At 64.0% G+C, this 14,955-nt stretch carries 15 protein-coding genes; all 15 read left to right on the top strand.

Annotated features, from left to right (window positions below):
• Positions 1-37 precede the first annotated feature (37 nt).
• The 15 genes from fliN (at position 38) to C163_RS18320 (ending at position 14,954) form a co-directional block, all read left to right on the top strand.
• Positions 38-508: a flagellar motor switch protein FliN gene (gene fliN, locus C163_RS18390; RefSeq protein ID WP_025340077.1), complete on the top strand. Its 471-nt coding sequence runs from the start codon at positions 38-40 to the stop codon at positions 506-508.
• Between the two features lie 12 nt (positions 509-520).
• Positions 521-955, top strand: a complete 435-nt coding sequence (gene fliO, locus C163_RS18385) for a flagellar biosynthetic protein FliO (protein ID WP_038408375.1) — start codon at positions 521-523, stop codon at positions 953-955.
• The gene (gene fliP / locus C163_RS18380; protein WP_003257293.1) at positions 955-1,710 is read left to right on the top strand and encodes a flagellar type III secretion system pore protein FliP; all 756 of its coding nucleotides are present in this window, start codon (positions 955-957) and stop codon (positions 1,708-1,710) included. Before fliO ends, fliP begins: the two co-directional genes overlap by 1 nt.
• Before the next feature lie 21 nt (positions 1,711-1,731).
• Complete coding sequence (gene fliQ / locus C163_RS18375) at positions 1,732-2,001, top strand: flagellar biosynthesis protein FliQ (RefSeq protein ID WP_013973591.1); 270 nt, start codon at positions 1,732-1,734, stop codon at positions 1,999-2,001.
• Positions 2,002-2,008: 7 nt separating this feature from the next.
• Complete coding sequence (gene fliR, locus C163_RS18370; RefSeq protein ID WP_025340075.1) at positions 2,009-2,785, top strand: flagellar biosynthetic protein FliR; 777 nt, start codon at positions 2,009-2,011, stop codon at positions 2,783-2,785.
• A 2-nt stretch (positions 2,786-2,787) separates the two neighbouring features.
• Positions 2,788-3,930 (top strand): flagellar biosynthesis protein FlhB, encoded by a 1,143-nt coding sequence (gene flhB, locus C163_RS18365; protein ID WP_025340074.1) that lies wholly within the window; start codon positions 2,788-2,790, stop codon positions 3,928-3,930.
• A 460-nt stretch (positions 3,931-4,390) separates the two neighbouring features.
• Positions 4,391-6,520 carry a flagellar biosynthesis protein FlhA gene (gene flhA / locus C163_RS18360; protein ID WP_025340073.1) on the top strand — a complete coding sequence of 710 codons (2,130 nt, stop codon included), beginning with the start codon at positions 4,391-4,393 and terminating at the stop codon, positions 6,518-6,520.
• Positions 6,521-6,531: 11 nt separating this feature from the next.
• Positions 6,532-7,839 carry a flagellar biosynthesis protein FlhF gene (gene flhF / locus C163_RS18355; protein ID WP_025340072.1) on the top strand — a complete coding sequence of 436 codons (1,308 nt, stop codon included), beginning with the start codon at positions 6,532-6,534 and terminating at the stop codon, positions 7,837-7,839.
• A gap of 93 nt (positions 7,840-7,932) precedes the next feature.
• Positions 7,933-8,766: a flagellar synthesis regulator FleN gene (gene fleN, locus C163_RS18350; protein WP_003254408.1), complete on the top strand. Its 834-nt coding sequence runs from the start codon at positions 7,933-7,935 to the stop codon at positions 8,764-8,766.
• Positions 8,763-9,503 (top strand): RNA polymerase sigma factor FliA, encoded by a 741-nt coding sequence (gene fliA, locus C163_RS18345; protein WP_013973585.1) that lies wholly within the window; start codon positions 8,763-8,765, stop codon positions 9,501-9,503. Before fleN ends, fliA begins: the two co-directional genes overlap by 4 nt.
• Before the next feature lie 103 nt (positions 9,504-9,606).
• Entirely contained in the window at positions 9,607-9,981 is a 375-nt protein-coding gene (locus C163_RS18340; protein WP_161551427.1) for a chemotaxis response regulator CheY, read from the top strand.
• A gap of 20 nt (positions 9,982-10,001) precedes the next feature.
• The gene (locus C163_RS18335; protein ID WP_025340071.1) at positions 10,002-10,790 is read left to right on the top strand and encodes a protein phosphatase CheZ; all 789 of its coding nucleotides are present in this window, start codon (positions 10,002-10,004) and stop codon (positions 10,788-10,790) included.
• A gap of 12 nt (positions 10,791-10,802) precedes the next feature.
• On the top strand, positions 10,803-13,034 hold the full coding sequence (locus tag C163_RS18330) for a chemotaxis protein CheA (RefSeq protein WP_025340070.1): 2,232 nt from the start codon (positions 10,803-10,805) through the stop codon (positions 13,032-13,034).
• 46 nt (positions 13,035-13,080) lie between these two features.
• Entirely contained in the window at positions 13,081-14,214 is a 1,134-nt protein-coding gene (locus tag C163_RS18325; protein WP_025340069.1) for a chemotaxis response regulator protein-glutamate methylesterase, read from the top strand.
• Positions 14,214-14,954, top strand: coding sequence for a flagellar motor protein (locus C163_RS18320; RefSeq protein ID WP_025340068.1), 741 nt, complete (start codon positions 14,214-14,216; stop codon positions 14,952-14,954). The genes C163_RS18325 and C163_RS18320 overlap by 1 nt, the downstream gene beginning before the upstream one ends.
• Position 14,955: the final 1 nt, after the last annotated feature.

The following is a 14,955-nucleotide window of genomic DNA, read 5'->3' as shown; positions in this document are numbered from 1 at the left end:
GTCGCTCATAACGAATTGAATGCCTGTCGAGGAAACCATGGCTAACGAAAACGAGATCACCTCCGCAGAGGACCAGGCACTGGCCGATGAATGGGCTGCGGCACTGGAAGAAACCGGTGCGGCCGGCCAGGCCGATATCGATGCACTGCTGGGTGGTGACACCGGTAGCAGCACCGGCGGCACGGGCCGCCTGCCGATGGAGGAGTTCGCCAGCTCGCCGAAGCCGAACGAAAACGTCAGCCTCGAAGGCCCTAACCTGGACGTGATCCTGGATATCCCGGTGAACATTTCCATGGAAGTGGGCAGTACCGAGATCAACATCCGCAACCTGCTGCAGCTCAACCAGGGCTCGGTGATCGAGCTCGACCGCCTGGCCGGCGAGCCGCTCGATGTGCTGGTCAACGGCACGCTGATTGCCCATGGCGAGGTGGTGGTGGTCAACGAGAAGTTCGGCATCCGCCTGACCGACGTGATCAGCCCCAGCGAACGTATCAAGAAGCTGCGCTGAGTGAAGGGCACGATGCGCGCCATCGCAGCGCTCGCCGCGCTGCTCGCCAGCCAGGCTTGCCTGGCCGCGGCCACACCGGCGGCAACCCCGGCAACCGCGCCTGGCAACCTCGGTGGGCAGCTGGCGCAGATGGTCTTCGGCCTGCTGCTGGTGGTCGGTCTGATCTTCTTCCTGGCCTGGTTGCTGCGGCGCATGCAAAGCACGGCGGTGAAGGGCGGGCAGGTGATCGAGATCGTCGGCAGCCGGGCCATAGGCCCGCGTGACCGCCTGCTGCTGGTGCAGGTGGGCAAGGAGCAGATCCTGATCGGCCATACCCCTGGCAGCATCGAGGCCCTGCATGTGCTGGCCGAACCCGTGGAAGTGCCGGAAAACGCCCGCCAGGCGACGCCGGAGTTTGCCCAGCGGCTGATGGAGCTGATGGGCAAGGACCCTAAGGACAAGAAGTGATGAGTGGCGCGCTGCGTGTGTTGTTGACTCTGGCGCTGCTGCTGGCTGCGCCGCTGGCCCTGGGGGCCGACCCGCTGTCGATCCCGGCCATTACCCTGTCCAATACCGCGGACGGGCAGCAGGAGTATTCGGTCAGCCTGCAGATCCTGCTGATCATGACGGCGCTCAGCTTCATCCCGGCGTTCGTCATCCTGATGACCAGCTTCACCCGCATCATCATCGTGTTCTCGATCCTGCGTCAGGCCCTGGGCCTGCAGCAGACGCCGTCGAACCAGCTGCTGACGGGCATGGCGCTGTTCCTGACCATGTTCATCATGGCGCCGGTGTTCGACCGGGTGAACCAGGACGCACTGCAGCCGTACCTGAAGGAGCAGATGACTGCCCAGCAGGCCATCGACAAGGCCCAGGGGCCGCTCAAGGACTTCATGCTGGCACAAACCCGGCAAAGCGACCTCGACCTGTTCATGCGCCTGTCCAAGCGTACCGACATCGCCGGCCCGGACCAGGTGCCGCTGACGATTTTGGTGCCAGCGTTCGTCACCTCCGAGCTGAAGACCGCGTTCCAGATCGGTTTCATGATCTTCATCCCGTTCCTGATCATCGACATGGTGGTAGCCAGCGTGCTGATGGCCATGGGTATGATGATGCTGTCGCCGCTGATCATCTCGCTGCCCTTCAAGATCATGCTGTTCGTGCTGGTCGATGGCTGGGCGCTGATCATGGGCACCTTGGCCAGCAGTTTCGGCGGCGTCTGAAGCCGTCAAGGAGAGCCGCCGATGACACCTGAAGTCGCAGTCGACCTGTTCCGTGATGCCCTGTGGCTGACCACCCTGATGGTCGCCGTGCTGGTGGTGCCGAGCCTGCTGGTTGGCCTGGTGGTGGCCATGTTCCAGGCCGCCACGCAGATCAACGAACAGACCCTGAGTTTTCTGCCGCGCCTGTTGGTGATGCTGGTCACGCTGATCATCGCCGGGCCGTGGCTGGTGCAGAAGTTCATGGAGTACATCACCAGTCTGTACACCAATATCCCGCAGCTGATCGGTTGACGCGCCGATGCTGGAGCTGACCGACACGCAAATCGGCACCTGGGTCGCCACCTTCATCCTGCCGTTGTTTCGGGTGACAGCGGTGCTGATGACCATGCCCATCTTCGGCACCCGCATGTTGCCGGCGCGGGTGCGCCTGTACGTGGCGGTGGCGATTACCGTGGTAATCGTCCCGGCACTGCCACCCCTGCCTGAGTTCGACCCGCTGAGCCTGCGCGGTTTGCTGCTGTGTGCCGAGCAGATCATTGTCGGCGCGTTGTTCGGCCTGGCGTTGCAGTTGCTGTTCCAGGTCTTTGTGATTGCCGGGCAGATCGTCGCGGTGCAGATGGGTATGGCCTTCGCTTCGATGGTCGACCCAGCCAACGGGGTCAACGTCACGGTGATCAGCCAGTTCATGACCATGCTGGTAAGTGTGTTGTTCCTGCTTATGAATGGCCACCTGGTGGTGTTCGAGGTGCTGACCGAAAGCTTCACCACCTTGCCGGTGGGCAACGCGCTGGTGGTCAATCATTTCTGGGAGCTGGCCGGGCGCCTGGGCTGGGTGTTTGCCGCGGGCCTGCTGCTGATTCTGCCGGTGATCGCCGCCCTGTTGGTGGTGAACATTGCCTTTGGTGTGATGACCCGCGCCGCGCCGCAACTGAACATTTTCTCCATCGGTTTTCCGCTGACCCTGGTCATGGGCATGTTCATTTTCTGGGTCGGCCTGGCCGATGTGCTGTCCCACTACCAGGCATTGGCCAGCGAAGCGCTGCAATGGCTGCGTGAACTGGCGAGGGCGCGCTGAGCATGGCGGAAAGCGAGAGCGGTCAGGACAAGACAGAAGACCCCACCGAAAAGCGCAAGCGCGATGCCCGCGAGAAAGGCGAGATCGCGCGCTCCAAGGAGCTGAACACGGTGGCGGTGACCCTGGCCGGCGCCGGTGGCCTGCTGGCGTTCGGCGGCCACCTGGCCGAGACGCTGCTGGAGATGATGCGCATGAACTTCAGCCTGACCCGCGACATCATCGTCGACGAGCGGGCCATGGGCGCCTTCCTGCTGGCCTCGGGCAAGATGGCGATATGGGCGACGCAGCCGGTACTGATCCTGCTGTTCGTGATCTCCTTCGTGGCACCTATCGCGCTGAGCGGTTTCCTGTTCTCCGGCAGCCTGCTGCAGCCCAAGTTCAGCCGCATGAACCCGCTGTCGGGGATCAAGCGCATGTTCTCGATGCATGCCCTGACCGAGCTGCTCAAGGCGCTGGCCAAGTTCTTCGTGATTTTGGTGGTGGCGGTGGTGGTGCTGGTCAGCGATCGTCAGGCCTTGCTGTCGATCGCCAACGAGCCGCTGGAGCAGGCGATCATCCACAGCCTGCAGGTGGTGGGCTGGAGTGCGTTGTGGATGTCGGCCGGGCTGTTGCTGATTGCGGCGGCGGATGTGCCGTTCCAGCTGTGGCAGACCCACAAGAAAATGAAGATGACCAAGCAGGAAGTGCGCGACGAGTACAAGGACAGCGAAGGCAAGCCCGAGGTCAAGCAGCGTATTCGCCAGCTGCAGCGTGAGGTGTCGCAGCGGCGCATGATGGCGGCGGTCCCGCAGGCCGATGTGATCATCACCAACCCGACGCATTATGCGGTGGCCTTGCAATACGACCCGGAGAAAGGCGGGGCGGCGCCGTTGTTGCTGGCCAAGGGGACGGATTTCATTGCCCTGAAGATTCGCGAGATCGGCGTGGAGCACAAGGTCCAGATCCTCGAATCGCCGGCGTTGGCGCGGGCGATCTACTACTCCACCGAACTCGAGCAGGAAATCCCTGCCGGGCTTTACCTGGCGGTGGCGCAGGTGCTGGCCTATGTGTTCCAGATCCGCCAGTACCGGGCAGGCAAGGGCAAGCGGCCAGAGCCGCTGAAGGACGACCTGCCGATTCCGCCGGACCTGCGCCGCGACAGTTGATGTGTTTGTCGGTGGTTTTTCGGCGCCTGTGAGATCGAGCGCCGCCCGCGCGGCGCATCGCGGGACAAGCCCGCTCCCACATTTGTTGCAACGTGCCAAACCTGTCAGGCCATGGTTGCCTGCCTTGGTGGGATGACTGGATTTCTGAGTTGCATTGCTGCTGCATCACCTGTCTCAAGCCCTGCACCCCGGCTGACAACACCTCTCCCGCAGGCATGGCCACGTTGCAACAAATGTGGGAGCGGGCTTGTCCCGCGATGCGCCGCGCGGGCGGCGCTCGATTTCACAGGCGCAGAAAGCGTCAAGGCGAACACCCGCGAAGCGCCGCGCGGGCGGCGCTCGATCTCGCAGGCGATAAAACCCTCAGGGTGAACACCGTCGAGCAAAGTTGGAAAGCTTCTTGCAAAGCCAGCGCCAGGCGCGCCCTGTGCGTCAAAGTTTTGCATCAAGAGGACTCGCGGTGGATCGCACTCAGTTAATCAGCAACGCCCGTAACAACCTGGCCGGGCTCGGCCGGGGCAACCTGGGTGTGCCGCTGTTGCTGCTGGTGATGTTGGCAATGATGATGTTGCCGATACCGCCGTTCCTGCTCGACGTGTTCTTCACTTTCAACATCGCCCTGTCGATCGTGGTCCTGCTGGTCTGCGTCTACGCCCTGCGCCCGCTCGACTTCGCCGCGTTCCCCACCATCCTGCTGGTGGCCACGCTGTTGCGCCTGGCCCTGAACGTGGCTTCCACCCGGGTGGTGATGCTGCATGGCCAGGAGGGCCACGGCGCCGCCGGCAAGGTGATCCAGGCCTTCGGCGAGGTGGTGATCGGCGGTAACTACGTGGTCGGTGCCGTGGTGTTCGCCATCCTCATGATCATCAACTTCGTGGTGGTGACCAAGGGCGCCGGGCGTATCTCGGAAGTGAGCGCGCGTTTCACCCTCGACGCCATGCCCGGCAAGCAGATGGCCATCGACGCCGACCTCAACGCCGGCCTGATCGACCAGGCCCAGGCCAAGCACCGTCGTGCCGAAGTGGCGCAGGAGGCCGAGTTCTACGGTTCGATGGACGGTGCCAGCAAGTTCGTCCGCGGTGACGCCATCGCCGGCCTGCTGATCCTGTTCATCAACCTGATCGGCGGCATGCTGATCGGCATGCTGCAGCACGGCATGAGCTTTGGCGATGCCGGCAAGGTGTACGCCTTGCTGACCATCGGTGACGGTTTGGTGGCGCAATTGCCATCACTGTTGCTGTCCACCGCTGCCGCGATCATGGTTACCCGTGCTTCGGGCTCCGAGGACATGGGCAAGCTGATCAACCGGCAGATGTTCGATTCGCCCAAGGCCCTGGCGGTGTCCGCCGCGCTGATGATCGTCATGGGCCTGGTGCCGGGCATGCCGCACGTGGCCTTCCTCAGCCTCGGCCTGCTGGCCGGTGGTGGCGCCTACCTGGTATGGAAGAAGCAACAGAAGGCCAAGGCGCAGGCGCTGCAGGAGGCGCAGCGCCAGCAGGACCTGCTGCCCTCGCCACAGCGTGCGCTGGAAACCAAGGAGCTGGGCTGGGACGACGTCACGCCGATCGACATGATTGGCCTGGAGGTCGGCTACCGGCTGATTCCGCTGGTCGATCGCAACCAGGGTGGCCAGTTGCTGGCGCGGATCAAGGGTGTGCGCAAGAAGCTGTCGCAAGACCTGGGCTTCCTCATGCCCACCGTGCACATCCGCGACAACCTCGACCTGCAGCCCAGCGCCTATCGCCTGACCCTGATGGGGGTGATCCTGGCCGAGGCCGAGATCTACCCGGACCGCGAACTGGCAATCAACCCGGGGCAGGTGTTCGGTACCCTCAACGGCATTGCCGCGCGCGACCCGGCGTTTGGCCTTGAAGCCGTGTGGATCGATGTCGGCCAGCGCTCCCAGGCGCAGTCGCTGGGCTACACCGTGGTCGACGCCAGTACCGTGGTGGCCACCCACCTGAACCAGATCCTGCAGAAGCACTGCCACGAGCTGATCGGCCATGAAGAGGTCCAGCAACTGCTGCAGGTGTTGGCCAAGGCATCGCCTAAACTTGCAGAAGAGCTGGTGCCGGGTGTCATTTCCTTGTCGGGCCTGCTCAAGGTGCTGCAAGCGCTGTTGTCTGAACAAGTGCCAGTGCGCGATATTCGCAGTATCGCCGAGGCGATCGCGAACAACGCCGGCAAGAGTCAAGATACCGCCGCGCTGGTGGCGGCAGTGCGCGTCGGATTGTGTCGCGCCATCGTGCAAAGCATTGTCGGCGTTGAGTCGGAGCTGCCAGTGATTACCCTGGAGCCAAGGTTGGAACAGATTTTGCTCAATAGTCTGCAAAGGGCCGGGCAAGGTCAGGAAGACGGTGTTCTTCTGGAGCCGAGCATGGCCGAGAAGCTGCAGCGTTCGCTGATCGAGGCGGCCCAGCGCCAGGAAATGCAGGGCCAGCCGGCCATCCTCCTGGTCGCCGGCCCGATCCGCGCCATGCTGTCGCGTTTCGGTCGCCTGGCTGTACCGAATTTGCATGTTCTGGCGTATCAGGAAATACCGGACAACAAGCAAGTCACCATCGTTGCCACCGTGGGCCCTAACGGCTGAGGTAGGGGATAATGCAAGTTAAGCGATTTTTCGCCGCCGATATGCGTCAGGCCATGAAGCTGGTCCGTGATGAGCTGGGCGCCGATGCCGCCATCATCGGCAACCGTCGCATCGCCGGCGGTGTCGAGCTGACGGCCGCGCTGGACTACAAGCTGTCCGCCCTGGCCCCGCGTGTGCCCAACGCCGAACTGGAAGAAGAGCTGCGCAAGACCCATACGCGCATCGCCACCGCCCAGGCCGAGCTGGGCCACCGCCAGGACAGCAGCGACAACAACCGCCAATTGTTCGCCGGGCAGTCGCTGACCGCCGCCGAGCCGTTGGTCGAACCGCACGTCGATGTTCCCGAGGCTGCTGCAGCGCCTGCGTCGGCGCCGGTCGACCCGCGCCTGTTCGATGCCATGCGCTCCGAGCTGTCGGGCCTGCGCGAGCTGCTGGAAGTGCAGCTCGGCTCGTTGGCCTGGAACCAGCTGCAGGGCAGCAAGCCGCAGCAGGCCACCGTCTGGCGCCGGCTGCAACGCATCGGCCTGTCCGGGCCGATCGCCCGTGAGCTGCTGGACCTGACTGCCGAGATCGACGAGCCACGCCAGGCCTGGCGCATGTTGCTGGCGCACCTGGCGCGGATGATCGAGATCCCCGAGGTCGAGCCGATCGAAGAGGGCGGGGTGATCGCCATGGTCGGCCCGGCCGGCATGGGCAAGACCACCACCCTGGCCAAGCTGGCCGCCCGCTACGTGCTCAAGTACGGCGCGCAGAACCTGGCTCTGGTGAGCATGGACAGCTTCCGCATCGGCGCCCAGGAGCAGCTCAAGACCCTGGGCCGCATCCTCAACGTGCCGGTGACCTACGTCGACCCGGGCCAGTCGCTGGCCGCGGCGCTGGAGCCGCTGCTGCGCAAGCGCGTGGTGCTGATCGATACCGCCGGCCTGCAGGCCAGCGACCCGGCCCTGCGCATGCAACTGGAAACCCTGGCCGGGCGTGGCATTGCTGCGAAGAACTACCTGGTGCTGGCCACCACCAGCCAGAAGCAGGTGCTGACCGCCGCCTACCACAGCTACAAGCGCTGCGGCCTGGCCGGTTGCATCCTGACCAAACTCGATGAAACGGCGAGCCTTGGCGACGTGCTGAGCCTTGCCATCAGTCATGAACTGCCAGTGGCCTACCTGACCGACGGGCCGCGCATTCCTGACGACCTGCACCTGCCACGGGGGCACCAGTTGGTCACCCGCGCGGTCAATGTGCAGCAGCAGGACGAGCCCAGCGAAGAGGCAATGGCCGATATGTTCGCTGATCTCTATCACAACCCACGGCGAGCGGGTTGATGATGAAATGTGTGCAAGGTAGCTATGCCAAGGGGTACGCAGAATTGCCCTACGTGTGGCCTGAGTCCCAGCGAGACAAGGTAAAGAACAGACATGGGTAGCATGCATCCCGTACAGGTGATCGCCGTGACCGGTGGCAAAGGTGGCGTCGGCAAGACTAACGTTTCAGTGAACCTGTCCCTGGCGCTGGCCGAGCTTGGCCGCAGGGTCATGCTGCTCGACGCCGACCTGGGCCTGGCCAATGTCGACGTGCTGCTGGGCCTTACCCCCAAGCGGACCCTGGCCGATGTCATCGAAGGGCGCTGCGAGCTGCGCGATGTGATGTTGCAGGGCCCCGGTGGTGTGCGCATCGTGCCGGCGGCCTCGGGCACGCAGAGCATGGTGCACCTGGCCCCGGCCCAGCATGCCGGGTTGATCCAGGCGTTCAGCGAAATCGGCGACAACCTCGACGTGCTGGTGATCGACACCGCGGCCGGTATCGGTGATTCGGTGGTCAGCTTCGTCCGCGCCGCCCAGGAAGTGCTGCTGGTGGTATGCGACGAACCCACCTCGATTACCGATGCCTACGCCTTGATCAAGCTGCTCAACCGCGACTACGGCATGAACCGTTTCCGGGTGCTGGCCAACATGGCGCAGAGCCCGCAGGAAGGCCGCAACCTGTTCGCCAAGCTGACCAAGGTCACCGACCGCTTCCTTGACGTTGCCCTGCAGTACGTGGGCGCCGTGCCGTATGACGAGTGCGTGCGCAAGGCGGTGCAGAAGCAGCGTGCCGTGTACGAAGCCTTCCCACGCTCCAAATGCGCGCTGGCCTTCAAGGCGATTGCCCAGAAGGTCGACAGCTGGCCGCTGCCGGCCAACCCGCGCGGCCATCTGGAGTTCTTTGTCGAGCGTCTGGTGCAGCCCACCAGCGCGGGACCTGTGCTATGAACGCCAGCGGCTTCAAGATGTACAGCCGCGCGTCGAAAGACGCCCAGTACGAGCTGATCGAGCGCTACGCCCCGCTGGTCAAGCGCATCGCCTACCACCTGCTGGCGCGGCTGCCGGCCAACGTGCAGGTCGAGGATCTGATTCAGGCCGGCATGATCGGCCTGCTGGAAGTGGCCAACAAGTACGACGCCAGCAAGGGCGCCAGCTTTGAAACCTACGCCGGCATCCGCATTCGCGGGGCCATGCTGGACGAAGTGCGCAAGGGCGACTGGGCACCGCGTTCGGTGCACCGCAACACCCGCATGGTCAGCGACGCGATGCGTGCGGTTGAAGCCAGAACCGGTCGTGACGCTAAAGATCATGAAGTTGCTGCCGAACTCCAATTGAGTCTCGATGATTACTACGGGATCTTGAACGATACCCTGGGTAGCCGCCTGTTCAGCTTCGACGACCTGTTGCAGGACGGCGAGCACGAAGGGCTGCATGAGGATGGCGCCAGTGGCCAGGTAGAACCTGCGCGTGGCCTGGAGGACGAGCGCTTCCAGGTCGCCCTGACCGAGGCCATCGCCAACCTGCCGGAGCGTGAGCGCCTGGTGCTGGCGCTGTACTACGACGAAGAGCTGAACCTCAAGGAAATCGGTGAGGTGCTGGGGGTCAGCGAGTCGCGGGTCAGCCAGTTGCACAGCCAGTGTGCCGCGCGCCTGCGCAGCCGCCTGGGGGAATGGCGGGCGCGTTGAGCCCGCTGTCGTTGCAGTCGTTTTCTACGTTGTACCGAATTGTGAATGCGCGCTCGGGGCCGAGCGCGTTTGAGACTGCTTGGAGGTCTACTTGAACAAAGACATGAAAATCCTCATCGTTGACGACTTTTCGACGATGCGGCGGATCATCAAGAACCTGTTGCGTGACCTGGGCTTCACCAACACCGAAGAAGCCGACGACGGCACCACGGCGCTGCCGATGCTGGAGAACGGCCACTACGACTTCCTGGTGACCGACTGGAACATGCCTGGCATGTCCGGCATCGACCTGCTGCGCAAGGTGCGTGCCCATGATCGCCTGAAAACCATGCCGGTGCTGATGGTGACCGCCGAAGCCAAGCGCGACCAGATCATCGAAGCGGCCCAGGCCGGCGTCAATGGCTACGTGGTCAAGCCGTTCACCGCCCAGGTGCTCAAAGAAAAGATCGAGAAGATCTTCGAACGCGTCAACGGCTGAGTCACGTCAGGGGGCGCGCCATGGATTCATCACAAACGTCTTTGGGCGAGTTCGAATCGACCCTGAAGAAGCATGCCCAGGAGCTGGTCGAAAGCCTGGAGCGGGGCCGTTTCGGCGAGGCGGTGCAGCTGATTCACGAGCTGAACCAGACCCGCGACCGCGGCCTGTACCAGGAAGTCGGCAAGCTGACCCGCGAGCTGCACAGTGCCATCGTCAGTTTCCAGATCGACCCGACCATGCCGCAGGCCGAGGAGGTGTCGCAGATAACCGACGCCACCGAGCGCCTGTCGTACGTGGTCAGGCTCACCGAGGGCGCGGCCAACCGCACCATGGACCTGGTCGAGGAAAGCACCCCGGTGCTCAACGACCTGGCCAGCGAGGCCCAGGCCCTGAGCACCGACTGGCAGCGTTTCATGCGCCGCGAAGTGGCTGCGCCGGAGTTCCGTGAGCTGGTCAAGCGCGTCGACAGTTTCCTGACGCACAGCGCCGAAGGTAACCGCAAGGTCGCCGGCCACCTCAACGACATTCTGCTGGCCCAGGACTATCAGGACCTGACCGGCCAGGTGATCAAGCGCGTCACCACGTTGGTCACCGAGGTGGAAAGCAACCTGCTCAAACTGGTGTTGATGGCCAGCCAGGTCGACCGCTTTGCGGGCATCCAGCATGACCACGATCAACTGCGCGCAGAAAAAGATCGAGAAAAACATCCGACTCGGGGTGAAGGTCCGCAGATTCATGCCGATAAGCGTGAAGACGTCGTGTCCGGTCAGGACGATGTCGATGATTTGCTGTCCAGCCTGGGTTTTTAAGGAGCACGTTTGATGAGCTTCGGCGCCGATGAAGAAATCCTCCAGGATTTCCTGGTAGAAGCCGGCGAAATTCTTGAGCAACTGTCCGAGCAACTGGTCGAGCTGGAAAGCCGGCCCGACGATGCCGACCTGCTCAATGCGATCTTTCGCGGTTTCCACACTGTAAAAGGGGGCGCCGGCTTCCTTCAGCTGAACGAGCTGGTGGAGTGCTGCCATATCGCCGAGAACGTGTTCGACGTCCTGCGCAAAGGTGAGCGCCGGGTCGACGCGGAACTGATGGATGTGGTGCTCGAGGCACTGGACACGGTCAACAGCATGTTTGGCCAGGTGCGCGAGCGCACCGAAGTAACCGCGGCCACCCCCGAGCTGCTGGCGGCGCTGTCGCGCCTGGCCGAGCCGGGTGGCGCCGAAGCCGTCGAAGTGCCTGCCGCTGCGGCCCCGGCACCGGTTGCCGAAGCGCCTGCCGAGGAGCAGGACATTACCGACAGCGAGTTCGAGCAGCTGCTCGATTCGCTCGATGCGGTCAAGGCACAAGCTGCGGCCGACGAGCAGATGCAGGGCGAGACCGTCAGCGGTGAAGGTGACGAAATCAGCGACGCCGAGTTCGAGTCGCTGCTCGACCAGTTGCACGGCAAAGGCCAGTTCAGCGCCGAGGTTGCCGCGCAGCCGGTTGCCAGCGCGCCGGAAGTGGCCAGCGACGAAATTACCGACGCCGAGTTCGAATCGCTGCTGGACCAGTTGCATGGCAAGGGCACCTTCCAGGCCGATGCCTTGCCCGCTGCCAAGGCGCAGACGCCTGCCGCAACCGACACCAGCGCAGCCAGCGACGAAATCAGCGAGCACGAGTTCGAGGCGCTGCTGGACCAGTTGCACGGCAAGGGCAAGTTCGGTGGCGACGTTGCCGCCGTCGAAGCCCCGGCTGCGGCCAAGGTGCAAGCGCCGGTCGCGGCCAAGGCCGACAGCCAGCCCGTGGCCAAGCCAGCCGCAGTTGCTGCGCCGGCACCGGCACCTGCCAGCAAACCTGCCGCAGCACCCCGCGCCCCGGCGCCGGCTGCCGAGAAGCATGGCAGCGAAGCGGAAACCACCGTGCGGGTCGATACCGCGCGCCTGGACGAGATCATGAACATGGTCGGCGAACTGGTGCTGGTGCGTAACCGCCTGGTGCGCCTGGGCCTGAACAGCGGCGACGAGGCCATGTCCAAGGCCGTGTCCAACCTCGACGTGGTCACCGCCGACCTGCAGACCGCGGTGATGAAAACCCGCATGCAGCCGATCAAGAAAGTCTTCGGCCGCTTCCCGCGCCTGGTGCGCGACCTGGCCCGCCAGCTCAAGAAAGAGATCAACCTGGAGCTGGTCGGCGAAGAGACCGACCTCGACAAGAACCTGGTCGAGGCCCTGGCCGACCCGTTGGTGCACTTGGTGCGCAACGCTGTCGACCATGGCGTGGAAATGCCCGAAGAGCGTGAAGCCTCCGGCAAGGCGCGCACCGGCCGCGTGGTGCTGTCGGCCGAGCAGGAAGGCGACCACATCCTGCTGTCGATCTCTGACGACGGCAAGGGCATGGACCCAAACATCCTGCGCGCCAAGGCCGTGGAAAAGGGCCTGATGGACAAGGATGCCGCCGATCGCCTGAGCGAGTCGGACTGCTACAACCTGATCTTCGCCCCGGGCTTCTCGACCAAGACCGAGATTTCCGACGTGTCCGGCCGCGGTGTGGGCATGGACGTGGTGAAGACCAAGATCTCCCAGCTCAACGGCTCGATCAACATCTTCTCGGCCAAGGGCCAGGGCTCGAAGATCGTCATCAAGGTGCCGCTGACCCTGGCGATCATGCCCACCCTGATGGTGATGCTGGGCAACCAGGCGTTCGCCTTCCCGCTGGTCAACGTCAACGAGATCTTCCACCTCGACCTGTCGCGCACCAACGTGGTCGACGGCCAGGAAGTGGTGATCGTGCGCGACAAGGCGCTGCCGCTGTTCTACCTCAAGCGCTGGCTGGTCCAGGGCCAGGTGCACGAAGAGCAGCACGAGGGCCACGTGGTGATCCTGTCGGTCGGTACCCAGCGCATCGGCTTTGTCGTCGATCAACTGGTTGGCCAGGAAGAAGTGGTAATCAAGCCGCTGGGCAAGATGCTGCAGGGTACCCCGGGCATGTCCGGGGCCACCATCACCGGCGACGGTCGCATCGCGTTGATTCTCGACGTCCCGAGCATGCTCAAGCGTTACGCCGCGCGGCGTATTTGATTTCGGTGGCGCACCCTGGCGGGTTGCGCCGCCTAATGGAGTGTTTATGGCAGTCAAGGTCCTGGTGGTGGATGATTCCGGTTTCTTCCGCCGCCGCGTCTCGGAAATCCTCTCGGCGGATCCGACGATCCAGGTAGTGGGTACCGCGACCAATGGCAAGGAAGCAATCGACCAGGCGCTGGCGCTGAAGCCCGATGTCATCACCATGGACTACGAAATGCCCATGATGGACGGCATCACCGCGGTGCGGCACATCATGCAGCGCTGCCCGACGCCGGTGTTGATGTTCTCGTCGCTGACCCATGAAGGCGCCCGTGTCACCCTCGATGCGCTGGATGCCGGTGCGGTGGATTACCTGCCGAAGAACTTCGAGGACATCTCGCGCAACCCCGACAAGGTCAAGCAACTGCTGTGCGAGAAGGTGCATACCATTTCCCGCAGCAACCGCCGTTTTGGCAGCTACGCCAGCCATGCGCCGGTTGCCGCACCTGCGCCGGCAGGCAGCAGCCATGCACCCACCAGCAGTTTCGCCAGCCCGGCAGCGGCGCGCACGCCTGCGCCTGCCCGTGCGGCGGCCCCGGCTGCGGCGCCAGCACACTCGCCGGCACCCAAGCGCAAGCCTTACAAGCTGGTGGCCATCGGCACCTCCACGGGTGGCCCGGTCGCCCTGCAGCGGGTGCTGACCCAGTTGCCGGCCAACTTCCCGGCGCCGATCGTGCTGATCCAGCACATGCCGGCGGCGTTCACCAAGGCCTTTGCCGAGCGCCTGGACAAGCTGTGCCGCATCAGCGTCAAGGAAGCCGAGGACGGCGACATGCTGCGCCCGGGCTTGGCCCTGCTGGCCCCAGGTGGCAAGCAGATGATGATCGACGGCCGTGGCGCGGTGAAGATCCTGCCCGGTGACGAACGCCTGAACTACAAGCCGTGTGTGGACATCACCTTCGGCTCGGCGGCCAAGTCGTATGGCGACAAGGTGCTGTCGGTGGTGCTTACCGGCATGGGCGCCGATGGCCGTGAAGGTGCGCGCCTGCTCAAGCAGGGCGGCAGTACGGTGTGGGCCCAGGATGAAGCCAGCTGCGTGATCTATGGCATGCCCATGGCCATCGTCAAGGCCAACCTGGCCGACGCGGTGTACAGCCTGGACGAAATCGGCAAGCACCTGGTGGAGGCGTGCGTCTGATGGACGTGCTCAGCCTGATCGGCCTGATCCTCGCCTTTGTCGCCATCGTCGGTGGCAACTTCCTCGAAGGCGGCCATGTCGGCGCCCTGATCAATGGCCCGGCGGCACTGATCGTGCTGGGCGGTACCCTGGCGGCGGCCTTGCTGCAGTCGCCACTGTCGTCGTTCAAGCGTGCCTTGCAGATTCTGCGCTGGATCCTGTTTCCGCCACGGGTCGACCTGGCGGGCGGGATCGACCGCGTCGTCAACTGGAGCCTGACCGCGCGCAAGGAAGGCCTGCTGGGCCTGGAAGGGGTGGCCGACAGCGAGCCTGACCCGTATGCGCGCAAGGGCCTGCAGCTGCTGGTGGATGGCGCCGAGCCAGAGGCCATCCGCAGCATCCTCGAAGTCGATTTCCTGACCCAGGAAAGCCGTGATATCCAGGCCGCCAAGGTGTTCGAGAGCATGGGCGGCTACGCGCCGACCATCGGCATCATCGGTGCGGTGATGGGCCTGATCCACGTGATGGGCAACCTGGCCGACCCGTCGCAGCTGGGCAACGGCATTGCCGTGGCCTTCGTCGCGACCATCTACGGCGTGGCCAGCGCCAACCTGGTGCTGCTGCCGGTCGCCAACAAGCTCAAGGCCATCGTCATGCGCCAGTCGCGCTACCGCGAGATGCTGCTCGAGGGCCTGCTGTCGATTGCCGAGGGTGAGAACCCGCGCTCGATCGAGCTGAAGCTGCAAGGCTTCATGGAGTAAC

Origin of the sequence: Pseudomonas sp. FGI182, from assembly GCF_000511325.1 — a bacterium.
Classification (GTDB): domain Bacteria; phylum Pseudomonadota; class Gammaproteobacteria; order Pseudomonadales; family Pseudomonadaceae; genus Aquipseudomonas; species Aquipseudomonas putida_Z.
This window is presented reverse-complemented; position numbering and strand designations above follow the sequence as displayed.

Excerpts from the sequence above, each read along its gene's own strand:
- fliN (WP_025340077.1), top strand. The coding sequence starts at position 38 with ATGGCTAACGAAAACGAGATCACCTCCGCAGAGGACCAGGCACTGGCC.
- fliO (WP_038408375.1), top strand. The coding sequence starts at position 521 with ATGCGCGCCATCGCAGCGCTCGCCGCGCTGCTCGCCAGCCAGGCTTGC.
- fliP (WP_003257293.1), top strand. The coding sequence starts at position 955 with ATGAGTGGCGCGCTGCGTGTGTTGTTGACTCTGGCGCTGCTGCTGGCT.
- fliQ (WP_013973591.1), top strand. The coding sequence starts at position 1,732 with ATGACACCTGAAGTCGCAGTCGACCTGTTCCGTGATGCCCTGTGGCTG.
- fliR (WP_025340075.1), top strand. The coding sequence starts at position 2,009 with ATGCTGGAGCTGACCGACACGCAAATCGGCACCTGGGTCGCCACCTTC.
- flhB (WP_025340074.1), top strand. The coding sequence starts at position 2,788 with ATGGCGGAAAGCGAGAGCGGTCAGGACAAGACAGAAGACCCCACCGAA.
- flhF (WP_025340072.1), top strand. The coding sequence starts at position 6,532 with ATGCAAGTTAAGCGATTTTTCGCCGCCGATATGCGTCAGGCCATGAAG.
- fleN (WP_003254408.1), top strand. The coding sequence starts at position 7,933 with ATGGGTAGCATGCATCCCGTACAGGTGATCGCCGTGACCGGTGGCAAA.
- fliA (WP_013973585.1), top strand. The coding sequence starts at position 8,763 with ATGAACGCCAGCGGCTTCAAGATGTACAGCCGCGCGTCGAAAGACGCC.
- C163_RS18340 (WP_161551427.1), top strand. The coding sequence starts at position 9,607 with ATGAAAATCCTCATCGTTGACGACTTTTCGACGATGCGGCGGATCATC.
- C163_RS18335 (WP_025340071.1), top strand. The coding sequence starts at position 10,002 with ATGGATTCATCACAAACGTCTTTGGGCGAGTTCGAATCGACCCTGAAG.
- C163_RS18330 (WP_025340070.1), top strand. The coding sequence starts at position 10,803 with ATGAGCTTCGGCGCCGATGAAGAAATCCTCCAGGATTTCCTGGTAGAA.
- C163_RS18325 (WP_025340069.1), top strand. The coding sequence starts at position 13,081 with ATGGCAGTCAAGGTCCTGGTGGTGGATGATTCCGGTTTCTTCCGCCGC.
- C163_RS18320 (WP_025340068.1), top strand. The coding sequence starts at position 14,214 with ATGGACGTGCTCAGCCTGATCGGCCTGATCCTCGCCTTTGTCGCCATC.